General features: G+C 49.2%; 6 protein-coding genes. 4 read left to right on the top strand and 2 right to left on the bottom strand.

Annotated elements, in window-relative coordinates:
- Positions 1 to 2: 2 nt before the first annotated feature.
- On the bottom strand, positions 3 to 983 hold the full coding sequence (locus KKF06_00745) for a DNA recombination protein RmuC (GenBank protein MBU1616295.1): 981 nt from the start codon (positions 981 to 983) through the stop codon (positions 3 to 5).
- Between the two features lie 281 nt (positions 984 to 1,264).
- Entirely contained in the window at positions 1,265 to 4,222 is a 2,958-nt protein-coding gene (locus tag KKF06_00740; GenBank protein ID MBU1616294.1) for an ATP-dependent helicase, read from the bottom strand.
- A gap of 454 nt (positions 4,223 to 4,676) precedes the next feature.
- On the opposite strand from KKF06_00740, the gene KKF06_00735 reads away from it, so the two are divergent.
- The 4 genes from KKF06_00735 to KKF06_00720 all read left to right on the top strand — a co-directional run bounded on the left by KKF06_00735 (position 4,677) and on the right by KKF06_00720 (position 11,272).
- Positions 4,677 to 8,534, top strand: coding sequence for a hypothetical protein (locus KKF06_00735; protein ID MBU1616293.1), 3,858 nt, complete (start codon positions 4,677 to 4,679; stop codon positions 8,532 to 8,534).
- A 118-nt stretch (positions 8,535 to 8,652) separates the two neighbouring features.
- Positions 8,653 to 9,525: a hypothetical protein gene (locus KKF06_00730; GenBank protein ID MBU1616292.1), complete on the top strand. Its 873-nt coding sequence runs from the start codon at positions 8,653 to 8,655 to the stop codon at positions 9,523 to 9,525.
- 63 nt (positions 9,526 to 9,588) lie between these two features.
- Positions 9,589 to 10,278: a hypothetical protein gene (locus KKF06_00725; protein ID MBU1616291.1), complete on the top strand. Its 690-nt coding sequence runs from the start codon at positions 9,589 to 9,591 to the stop codon at positions 10,276 to 10,278.
- A gap of 148 nt (positions 10,279 to 10,426) precedes the next feature.
- Positions 10,427 to 11,272, top strand: coding sequence for a hypothetical protein (locus tag KKF06_00720; GenBank protein MBU1616290.1), 846 nt, complete (start codon positions 10,427 to 10,429; stop codon positions 11,270 to 11,272).
- Positions 11,273 to 12,554: the final 1,282 nt, after the last annotated feature.

Genomic DNA, 12,554 nt, shown 5'->3' with positions numbered 1-12,554 from the left:
TGTCAACTATGAGCCAATAATTCAGGAACAACAGACCCACCGGATTCCCCTTCCGTTATTTTATAAATATCTTTGTCGATCTTGCCAAATTCCTTGTAGGCCTGATTATATTGGTTGACCGTCGTCCCCAGGCTGCCGCCAACTTTTTTCATGTATTCCTCATAATTAATCAAATGTTTCGCTAATTCGTTAACCTTTTTAATAATATCCTTGATGTGCTCTTCCGTTTGCAAAGCTCTCATCCCATGAATAACGGTTTCCAAGTAAGCGAAAAATGTGGTCGGCGAAACAATAATGACATGCTTTTTAAAGGCATATTCGATCAGGTCATGGGAAGAGACCTGAAGCGTCCCAACTTTATACATTAATAAATTATAAAAGACACCTTCCGCTGGAATAAACATAAAAGCAAAGTCAGTGGTTCCTTCCACCGGCCGAATATATTTTGAAGTCTCATCTATCCTATTCTTCAAGTCAACTTTAAAATCCTTTTCCAGCTGGGCCCTGGCCGTTTCATTGTTCTCCTCCATGATCCGATTGTATTTTTCCAGAGAAAACTTCGCGTCGATGGGAATAAGCTTGTCCCGGTAAACGATCACAAAATCGACCAGGTCGCCGTTCTTGAACTTGTACTGCGCCTTATATTGGCCGGGAGCCAGAACGTTCCCCAGTAAAGTATCCAAAATATATTCGCCAAGGATCCCGCGTTGTTTCGGGTTTCTCAGGATATTCTCTAGGCTCTGGAGCTTGCTGGAGAAATCGAGAACCTGTTTGTTCGTTTCATCAAGCTTGGTCAGCTTTTCCGTGACCTCCTTTATGATGTTTGCGCTCATCGCGAATTGCTTCTGAATGGTCTGAGAGGAATCGGTCAGGCTGCGCGACAATTGCTCGCTGATTTGAGTCAGGTTCTGCTGAACTTCCTGCCTGTTTTTTGTCGAAGTTTCAGAAACTTCTTTTCTCAAACTTTCAATAATATCCAGCATCAGCTTCTGCGAATTGCTGTGATCCGGGCTCCGCAGGAAAAAGACCGCGGCCAGCACGACCAGCAAGACAACAATTACACTCAATAAGAATATTTCCATAATTAATCTATCCTCCGACTTAATTATATACTAAATAGATAAACATTAAAATCAGTAGGAACTCAATCCAAACCAACTTATAAGGATCGTTATATAGCACTTGTACAACTAATGTTGTTTTCCTTGTAAAATGCAGCTGAATAAAATTATAGCTAGTAGAAATCCTGACTACTAATTAACGATTAAGCCGCCGACGCCGAGCAGAGTTCACTGTAAGCACAGTAGTTACATACTATCGGCCCCGGTTTGGGCGGAAAATAAGCCGCTCTGATCCCGTCGGCCACCTTCACCACTTTTTCCCACGCCCCTTCCAGGTTCTTTTCTTCTGGCTCGAGCGAACCGACCAATCCGGTCTCCAGGAAATGGAGCTCCAGCCGGTCAGGAAGTTTGCCGAACATCTTTTGCCAGGCCAGGGCGTAGATCAAAAGCTGAAGGCTCTCTTTGGCTTTTTTGTCCGCTTTCTCCTGGGTCCGGACATCTGACGATTTAAAGTCGACAATATAGGTCTTATCCCCCATTTGCTCAACCAGGTCATAGCGCCCGCGGACCTGGATGTTGTCTTGATTTATCGAAAATTCCTCTTCAACAAAAGCGGGCTGGCGGCTGTTTTTTTTCTGTTCGGCATAAAAGTTTTTTAACGCCCCTTTGCCGGCGGCAAAACGCTGTTCTTCATGAGCTCGCGAAATAAACCCTTCGGGCGACCAGTTGTGGGTAAAGACCTCAAGCAGCTCTTTTTCCCCGAACTTCTGGCCGTGTTTTTTGGCGGTAAAAAAAGCCTGGACCGCCTTGTGCAGGGCGGAGCCGTATATGATCTGCTGGTTGGGGAGGAGCGGCACCCGAAGCAGGTGGACAAACTTATATTTTTGCGGACAGGTCAGGTAGTCGTCAATCTGGTAGTGGGAAAGCTGGACCAGCTCGTCCGGGGCATAAACCCGCTCCGGAATTGGGGTTTCAGCTTTCGGCGCGAAAAGTTCGAGCTGGTTGAGGGGCGGCCGCTTAACCACCGAGAGATCGGCTTTCGGCAGATCGAGCGCTTCCAGGACAAACTGGGAGACTTTCCGGTCCCGTTTTCCCCCGTAATCAACAGCCGAGGTCAGGTAGAGCTCTTTTTTCGCCCGGGTCATCCCGACATAAAAAAGACGGCGCTCTTCCATGACGTGGAGGTCGGAGGCCGGCAGCTTCTCTTTTAAAACGCCATCGGGGAGGTCAAGCGGCTGGCGCCGATTCCTGACCGGGAACTTGTCGGCGACCAGCGAAACCATAAAAACGACCGGGAACTCCAATCCTTTAGATTTATGGACCGTCAGCAGACTGACCGCGTCGGCGTCAATATCGGGCTGGGACGATTCCGGGTCATCCCCCGCCTCTTTAAGAATATTGAGGTACTTTACAAATTCGCTGACCCGGTCGTGGTCGGCGACCTCCTTGAACTCCCGGACCTTATCAAAAAATTTGGCCAGGTTCCTGATCCGCCCCTCATTCTCCTGGCTTTGGACCTTGGTCAGGCCGGCCAGATAACCGGATTTTTTTAAGAACTGGTAGAGGACTTCGCCGGTCGTTTTGTCTTTGGCAAAATCGACGTAATAGTTGATATCTCCCATTAATCGGGCCGCCACTTTCCGGCTCTTTTCCCCAATATCAGAGAGGACCTCGAAACCGGAGCTGGGAACTCCCGCTTTTTCCAGGTTGGCAAAAACGTGATGCAAAGTGTAGTTGCGCCGGCTGGCAAAAGTGTTTAGTTTCTGCAGGTCGAGCGGATCAAGCTGGTAAAGGTCGGAGACCACCAGGTGATAAAGCGCCTTTGAGTCGGTCAGGTCGCCGATGACCCGGAGAAAAGAGACCGCCAGGCGGACCTCTGAATGGACATACAATCCTCCTCCGCCGGAAAAAACAAACGGTATACTCAACATATTGAGCGACTGGCGGAAAAGCTCGGCATCGGCGTTGGAGCGGGTCAGGATGGCAAAATCGCGGTATTTGTAATTCCCGGCGTCAAACTTTTCTTTGATCGTCCGGGCGACCCAATCGGCTTCCGAAGAGGCGGTATCAAAGTGAAGATGCTGGACCGGCTGGCCCGCTTCTTTACTTTCAGCGACCAGCCGTTTATCGATCCCCGCTTTGACCTCGAGTCGCTCCGGATCGTTATGTTTGATCAAGCGGCGGGAGGTGTCGAGGATCAGCTGGGTCGAGCGGTAGTTCCTGGTCAGAACGATCTTCCTGCTCTGTTTATAATGGCCCTCAAAACCAAGGACGTTGTTAACCGCCGCGCCGCGAAAGCGATAGATCGCCTGGTCATCGTCAGCCACAACGGTGACGTTCGCTTTTTTAGGAGCAAGCAACTTGAGCTGTTCAAACTGGGCGAAATTTGTGTCCTGAAATTCGTCGACTAAAATATATTTATAGCGGTTACGCAATTCTTTGAGGATATCGGGGTGCTGGCGGAACAGCTTCAGGGTCAGCGACACCTGGTCGCCAAAGTCAAGAAACCCTTTTTGCGCCTTAAACTCCTGGTATTTTTTATAAACCAGCGCGATCTCGAGTTGCTTTTCAAACTCAAGAGAGGGATCAAGGGATCGAGGAATCGAGGTCTTAACAGCCCTTGATCCCTTGATGCCCTGATGCCTTCCCTTTGCCTCCGCCCATTCCACATACTCCTCCGGCGTAATATCCTCGTCCTTCGCCCGGCTAATCACCCCGATAAGCGCTTCTATGTGTTTGGTCGGGTCCCCCAGAGAGAGAAAATGCTTCAAGGGAAAATCAAAAAGATGTTCGCGGAAAAAGACAACCTGTTCGGCACGGGAGAGAACCCGGTAATCAGGCCGAAGGCCCAGGTCAAGAGCATGGTCGCGCAGGATCCGGTCGCCAAAAGCGTGAAAGGTCGAAATGGAGACATCAATGTAACCGTATGGGACCAACATATCGACCCGTGCTTCCATTTCGCTGGCCGCTTTGTCGGTAAAGGTCAACGCCAGGATCTCCCCCGGCTTGGCCAGTTTTTCCGCGATCAGCCAGGCGATCCGGCGGGTAATGACCGTCGTCTTCCCGGTCCCCGCCCCGGCCACGATCAGGAGCGGCCCCTTTTTATGGGTCACCGCGGCCGCTTGTTCGGGGTTGAGCCCGGTTAGGATGTCGGTGGGCATGGGGTTTATTATACACCCTCACCCCTTTTTTCTTAACCCCGCCATTATCCTAAATTACCCCGCATAAATTTATTATCCCGCGACTTTTTTTTAATTCCCCGCGACTAAACGTCGCGGTTAATATACCTGATAACCGCAGCGTTTAGCTGCTGGTTACAAGACCTCCCCATTGCGCTTCTACCCCCAAAGTTGTACCATTCCAGACAACGGCCCATAAGAAGCTTTATGAAAAGTATTAATCTTAAAAAAAGCTGGATCATATTTCCCTATAGCTGTCAAGACTATTTCTCGTATTTATGCAAGTTCCCCCCCTCAATTAACGATAATACTTATGAGAGTCATCCAAATGACCCTTCAGTTAGCCTGTTACTGATCGGTTATTTTTGTCGTTTCTATGCCAAATAACAGGCCCGCCCTCAAGGCGGGCTTTTAGTTAAAAGGGGGCAAAAATAAGATGGTTAACGGAATAAACAATGCCGGGGATTTAAATCGAGTTTTCAATAAATACGATAAAAACAATGACGGCAAAATCACTCGCGACGAAGTTGTTCGAACAAACGCAGAATGTGCCACTGACACCGATGAAATAACTTCTTCAGATTTCAATCAAATAGCCCCATTAGGAGATGATGCCTCCTCGATCAGTATATCCGAACTTGAAGTTGCCGGGTTAAAGCCAGCCATAGACGCTAAAATCATCGCTTACAAACAGGCAGTTGACGCTTATAAAGCAAACCCCACCACTGAAAATCAAACAAAAGTTGAAACCGCCTTGCGCGGATACAACGAGATTTCCGGCAATCAACCAAATCCAGCAGTCACGGCAATCCGCCAGGAATACGAAGCTTTTGAACGGCCCCTATCCCAAATTCGCGATGCCTGGTCATCTGCCGATCTTATCGCTGTTTATCAACGGAACAAAGCCGCCATTGACAGCCAGCCGGCCCTTAGAAGCGCGCTAGAAGCGAGGGTAAAAGAACGTTATCAATCCGTCAGCGGCCAAGATCCCGGCAATTTTACTTCCAATGGATTAAATCAAATCTTATCGGGTGAAATAACCGCTCAAAATTTACCAGACAAAATCGCTCATATCATCCCGGTAGATCCTCGCGTCGTTATTTTCCTCTCCGACCAATTAAACGGCCAGCAGGCCCTTTCAATATTATCTAATGGTATTTATGCCAGTAATCCCCAAGTTTCCAGAGTTTTAGCCGATCGAATTGAGTTAAAAGACAACCAGCGTTTATTAGTATTTAGTCACCAAGGAATTACCAGCGCTGTTGTTGTAGAAACAAACAACCTGCCGTCGACACCAAACACTTCCGTCTCCCAAATGTTACAAGTCAGATGGAACGTTGTCGGCGGTCGCCTGCCTCAAGGAGTCGAAATCCACCCAACCAGCGGAAACGGCGAGCCGGTCTTCTCCGGAAACGCAATCTTAATCAGGCGTGGCCCGCAGGCTACTATTCCAACCGCAATTCCATCAGCTCCACCAACCCCACGCCTGCCGCGCGGAATTATTATTACCGCAAACCCAACTAATGGAGTGATCCCTATTGACATCAAACAGCCACTGTTAAATAGAGAGGCATCTCATTCTATATACCATAACAGGATCATTTCCAGCGGGCATGAGATTATTGGCGCTGGACGCATCCTGGTTTATAGCTCAAATCAATTTGTTGTGGATAACAATGAAGGCAGAACAACCGGTATTAGCCAGAACAGATTTGACAATTTAAGTAGCCCGATGCAAGTATACGACAAAGCGGGTAACCCAACGGGAGAAGAAATCCCCAAAGGGGCATCGGTTGTTATGCTGGGCACTCGAGTTTTATTTGCCAGAATCAACAATCAAATACATTACTACGGCGATCAGGAATATTACGCGGGACCGGCTCCCAGCGGCCGCAACAGCGGAAGAGTTATTTTTTCCGGAACCAGCGACACAAGGCCAAATCTGCTCACGATGGTTAGAAGTGGAGCTGAGACTATTCTAGGAAGAGCAATCGCCTCTGTTAGATCGACAATCAGAAACAATCACATCGAAACAATTAGTAATAAACAATATTTAGTCCCCAATGGTGCGGTCATCACTCGGGACAATGGCGCAGTCCGCTCGATCCGCCTGCCTGCCAACAGTTCCTCGACCATGACTTTCACCGTCCAGGAAGATAGCGGACTAAAAATCTACACTCTCCGGGCAGGAGAAAGCCTTTATTTTAATGCCAGCGGTCAACCGACCCATATGGGCAGCACCACTGCCACAACGCAATTTAATACCGCCGCCACTCGCGCTGTTTTTGCGCCAGCCACAAGGGAAGACGCGACTATTCCCGTTCGCCCGGGTGCATCATCGCTCCCTCCTGGATTAACCTTTGCCAGCCAAACAGTAAATACCAGCAGAGGTTTGATTGACAGTCAAACCCCTCCTCCCAATGGAACCCACAATGTCACCGCTCAAGGCCGGATCCTGGTCTACAACGCACAAAACAAAGTCGCGGTTTACAATGTCCTACCTGGCGACAAGGTGACAATTGAATCCGGCAAGGTTGTAAGCATAACCAGAGGGACTTCGACTTATACTTTTGCCGGAAATGACGCGCTGATCGATACGTTAACACCCGCCCTCTTACAACCCGGCCAGGCGGCGCCACCAACCGTTGTCGCCCAACAACCGCCGCCACCAGCCGGGCCGACGACCGATTCTGAAGGGGTCACTGTCTATTCAAGCAAACCACAGGGAGCCGTCCTTGCCGGATTAACGACCGGTTCCGTTATTAGGGTCGCCGGCGGCCAGGAATTTGCCGTCGTTAATAATAACGGCCAAAAAGAACTTGTTAATGTCAGCATTATTCATCGCCGCCCCGATAGCGCGTTAGCGACCAGAATTGCCGATGGTTTATACTATAATTTAAATGACCGCAAGTTTTATCAGGTTACGACTACCGGAAGAAATGTCGCCTTAGCGGAATATAATCCGACTAACAAAACGGCAACGGCTCCTTATGCCACCGCTCAATTGCCGCCGCCACCAGCCAGGGTCACCCAACCAGCGGCGCCAGTGGTCCAGCCGATCGTTGTCACTCGAACAACAACTCGTCCCACGCGGACAACTGCGGTAGCGCCACCAACTACCCCAACAACCAGCCTCCCTGGCACTGTTACTTCAACCATAAACTTTGGTAATCCCTGGGAAGCAAGAACTCTTCAGGTAACCATAGACCGCAATAACAACGTCGTCCTTCCAACCGGCTATTCATCTTCCCAGGCGGGATACAATAGATTTATCACAATTAGTCATCAAGGCCAATACGGCCCCTCTGTTGATTTTCATATAACAGAACCGTTAGCGACCGCAACCCCCCATGTTCCGGCCGGTATGATGGCAGTGGTAAATAGCAATAGCCAGTTAATCGGGCATATAAATCCTCAATCGGGCGCATTTACCAGGCTCGCCTCCCCAGTCTTGAACCAGGGCGGCTTATTGGTCCAGGGGCCACGACAGGAAAAAACCATGACCGCGCGCCTGGGTAATGTTAATTATCAAATAACGGTCAGGCCAACTTTCACCGGCGCTTTGCCGGAAAACATCCAATCAGTTAAACTTGCCGCGCCAGCTACGATAGCCGGAGTTAATTTACCGGCAGGAACAGTTGTTGATTTCACTGGTAGCGGAGCAAACCAACGACCAACCCATGCCAGGGTAGATGGTCCTTTGACGGTCGGCGATGTAACGATTCTGGCTTCATCGCCATCCGGAGAAATTCATTTTACAACCTCTACTCCTCAAAAAGTTGATTCGATAATCCCTGGCGGCAACGGGTTGATCTGTTCAGTTAATAGACAAAGTGTTTATGTCCCTCCCGGTATTACCGCTGTATTGGGAAGCAACGGCAGGATAACCCAATTTCAGGCTACTGAACGCATTTTAAACGCTGATCGATTCAATCCTCCATCAACCGTAAGTTCCGCAGGCGGAAATTCGCCAAGATCAATTTTAAGCGGCATCGCTCTTGCCCCCAGTGGATTAATCCCAGGTGAAGCCTTCCAGGTTACTCCTCAAGGGATCACCCTTTCCTATAACACTACCGCAAGAACTGCATGGAATGAAAGGATCAGAACTTCTGATAGTTCCATCAAGCAATTATTTCGAAGTTCCGGCATTAGCGGCCAATATTCCCTAACTTTCAGGCCAGACGGGACAATGACCTCTGATCCGCCAATCTCTAATCCACCCAGGCTTACGCCATTCCTTACCCCAACAAGAGAGGTTACGATGCAAATAAACATTCGGCAACGCCAACAATAAGTCCATTATCCAAATACATTAATTATTAGCGGTTTTACCTGAAATTCCCTCCCCGCTCTTTCGAAGTAGTTTCGTGGTTATCACTCAACTTTCAAGAAGGTCGTTCCTATTTGGCTCAATGGCGACGTTAACTGCCGCCTGCGCTCCCCCTCTTAGAAGACCAGTAACACCCCCAATCAAACCCGATATAACCATTGTCACCGTCACCTACTCCGCGCCTCCCCCTCCCAAAATCACCCCCGGTCATTATCCTTCGCTCGCCTCGGCGCTCGACGCGGTCATGGCGACCAGGACCCCGATCATCGCCCTGGGAGAGATCCACCAGTTTGATCAAACCAGCACCCCTTCAACCGCCGAGCAGACCTTCGCGGTCCTATTCCCCATTATGAAGCGATATGGACGGGAAAGCCTGGCGACCGAGCTCCTACCATTTGGCCGGCAAAGCGACCTGGAAATTGCCGATTACAATCGGAACAGAACTATTAGGCCCGGTTCTTTGCTGGACCGCTGGCTTAAAGAGGTAATGTACCCGGACTGCCGAGGGACAATGAGAATGCTGGAAGCAGCAGCCGAGAACGGGATCACCCTTTACGGCACTAATATCAGCTCCCCGGAGGAATATTTGGCGTTGCGGGGAGCGGGACGAGAAGATGATCTCTCATCCCGCGTCAATCAGAACACTCTCGATGTAATAGAAATTTTAAGAAGCCAAAACCCAACCAATCAGATCACTGCTTACAATGGGGCCCGTCACAACAATACTATCCCCCTCACCGGAGAAGAATCGCATAGTTTTGGCCAGCTCTTCCCGGCCAACAACTATCTGGAGGTCGATATTTTGCTGACCAGTCTCCTGCCAACTGTCCCTGGAAGATATTTAAGTGAAGAGATTGGCCGGTCTATCCCCGAAACCGGGGTTGCGCTCCTTAAGCGAGAAAACCGGGTGACCATTATTCTACCTAGGACAGCTACTCCCCCATCCTGCCGCTAATCACTGTTGACTTATCTGTTTTCTGTGGCAAAATAAAGTCAAATCAATAAAGGGGGAATAATTATGGTCGGACCTATTCCAAAACAGCCATCAGGCAGCGGGACTCGGACACAAGCCGGAGCAGTCCTTACTCTAAGGGAAACCAAGGGAGTAAAAGGAGACTTAAGCAGCGGCCAGATAACTTTTGAAATTCCCAGGTCAATTCGTGACGCCCAAGCGGAAACGTTAGGCCGGGCACAGGTTATCGCTTATTTAAGACAGCAGGGGGTACCCGAGGCGTTAATAAGCAATTACCAAACCGCTAAAATTGATTTCAATCGCCAGGATGATCGTAGATCAATTACCTTTTCCTTTTCCGGCCCCGGCCTTCCGCCCGGGCCGACCGGCACATCGGTCGGGACCGCTGGCACCACCGGCGGACAAATGATCCAACCAGCTGGTTTTTACGCTCCAAACAGTACCCATGAAATAAGTATCAACAGCAATTGCTCGACCATTATGATCGGCAACCAAAGCCATCAATTGACCTATCAAAGAACGGTTGATACCCGCGGTCAGGGAGGGAATGTCCGCCATGAATATAGCGTTGCCGGAAAACCCGGGGTAACCGTCACGGCTTACGCCAGAAGTAATGGAAGATTTGACCTTGTTTACCAGGACAGTAATATCAGAGGCGGGATGGAAGCGCAGATCAGCAGAGCCAGCGATCTGGCCCTGCAACCGGCAACTAGTCAGGCTGGAGGAACGATCTAAACCCACTTTCCTTGAAATTTACAGGTAAACCCCACGAAGAGATAGCGTGGGTATTGCTAACACTATAAGACGATCTCTTCCTCTAATACTGTTGCCGGCCGCCGTCAAGCTGGCCGGGTGCGCTCCGGCGCGTCCACCTATCAGAACAGTGCAACCCGTTCCAACCACAACCGTAATGGCTCCGACCGCGCTCCCTGCTCCACCATCATTTAAATTGCTCCAATACCCTGATCTGGGGACCGCGTTTGATCCCATAATTGCCCAAAGGCCGCGGATCATCGCGGTCGGGGAGATCCATAAAAAAAACTACTCGACTCTGGTCTCCACCGCGTCCCTTTTTGCCAAAGAAGCTCTCCCCAAATTGGTCCAGGCTGGCTACCGGGACTTTGTCGTCGAATTCCTCCCTTCCGGACCAACCGCCGATCATGAGATTCGGCAGTATTTAAATTCCGGCGAGCTTGGGCCCCTGTTATCTAGATGGCTCCATCACCATCCTGATTATTGCGGTTTTATCGGCTTTCTTGAAACCGCCCGCTCACTTCAGCAAAATGGAGCGTCAATAAATATCTATGGATCTAACTATCCGAGTATCGCTGATTTTCTTGCCAATACGCCTGAAGCAAGGGCCGAATATATCAATACCACAACTCAAGCCAGGATCATGTCTTTATATTCTGCCGGCAGAAAAGTCATTTCTTATACCGGTACCCAGCATAATAATATTGAACCGCTCGCCAATGAGGAGATGAGGAGTTTTGGCCAAAATATCAGGCAGATCGTCGGCCTTCAAAACTATCACGAGGTCGACCTTTATCTTGGCCCACTTGTCGCAAACCAAACTGCCTATTACCTCCAGTTAAGCGGATCTAGTTTTTTGGTGCCGGACCGATCGGTTAACGCCCTGTTCTTCCCCGGCCGAACAGTCATGATCACCCCGTTGCCCGCCGCTCCCTTGCTCCCCCTCTCCCCAACCACCTCTCCAACTTGCGATTAAACTTAAAACCCTCTTGACTTTTTTTTTATCAAGGAGCAAAATACTCTCGTAAATTGATCCATAGAAATGGACATAATTTAAGGAGGAGTCTTTATGAATGGAGTGCCACCGGCCGGACGAGGACAAGTTCCGCAACACGGAGCAAGAGCGACCCGGGGAACGATCCAATATTTTAACGCTGACAATCAATCTGTGAGGGGTTTACAAGACCCCGGTGTTCCTTCAAATGTAAAAATAACAATTACCGCGCCGGATGGCTCAATTCGCAGTGGATCGGTTCCATTTAATACGGCAAGGGGCTTAGCCCAAGACCTTGCTAGTCGAGGTTATAATGTTACTGTAAACGAAAAGTTTAATCCATTTGACACACCCGCCTTTGAACCACCCCCACCTGGCCGAGCGCCTGCCAGACAACCAGCAACACAACCTCAACCGCCGGTTCATGAAGCAGGCGCGACGATCGCCCCCACGACATTGACCGCTTTCCCGCAAGCAAATAGTCAAGGAATAACGGCCGCTCTTCGTGATTCCAGCAGGTTAGCTAATCTCGCGACTACCCCAAGACCTCCGCTTAGAGGAGGAGGTGTTAGTGGCAACTGCCCGATATCTTTTCGGATTTTGCCTAACGGCACCGTTGACAGGAATAGTATTCGTGTCAATGCAAATGAACTTCAACCCCCGGCAAAAAGAGCCATGGCAACCAGTGAAATAACCAAGGCGATCAGCGAATTACAATTCGCGCCGTCAGAAAACGCAACTACTGTTCAAGGTCCTTTAAACCTGCGTCGTCAATAATTTGCTTATTATATTTAACAGGAGGATGCTAACATGGAAAAAAATGAGATTGAAATTAATTTTGAGACAATTGACATTATTGGGAAAAATGATTCTTCTGATGAAGGGATAGCAGAAGTTGAGGTTAACACAGAAAAAGGCTCGCTTATTTAGCTGGATTAACTTTTTAATATTAAAGCCCCCGGCCAAAAACCGGGGGCTTTTTTTATCAAAAACCGCAAGTTTTCCCCATAATATTACGATAAATGTATGTACCGGGTTGATGGAGTTTCTTGTAATAAGAGGAGGCAATATTGACCACCCATCCAATAACGAGACAGAACCACACTCAACCAATGCGTCGAGTTGGGGCCACTCAACCGATCAGCGTGTCTCCCGTCAGACAGAACAGGTTTGACCCAATACCCCTGGAGAACTACTCTCTAAATCATGGAGCCAGCTTAAAATTAACTTTTTATCAAGCCGATGGCGGAGAATTGAATTATAG

The organism is Candidatus Margulisiibacteriota bacterium, from assembly GCA_018822365.1.
Classification (GTDB): Bacteria; Margulisbacteria; WOR-1; order O2-12-FULL-45-9; family XYB2-FULL-48-7; genus XYB2-FULL-45-9.
This window is presented reverse-complemented; position numbering and strand designations above follow the sequence as displayed.

Coding starts and splice junctions, on each gene's coding strand:
- KKF06_00740 (MBU1616294.1), bottom strand. CDS start 4,222: ATGCCCACCGACATCCTAACCGGGCTCAACCCCGAACAAGCGGCCGCG.
- KKF06_00745 (MBU1616295.1), bottom strand. CDS start 983: ATGCTGGATATTATTGAAAGTTTGAGAAAAGAAGTTTCTGAAACTTCG.
- KKF06_00735 (MBU1616293.1), top strand. CDS start 4,677: ATGGTTAACGGAATAAACAATGCCGGGGATTTAAATCGAGTTTTCAAT.
- KKF06_00725 (MBU1616291.1), top strand. CDS start 9,589: ATGGTCGGACCTATTCCAAAACAGCCATCAGGCAGCGGGACTCGGACA.
- KKF06_00730 (MBU1616292.1), top strand. CDS start 8,653: ATGGCGACGTTAACTGCCGCCTGCGCTCCCCCTCTTAGAAGACCAGTA.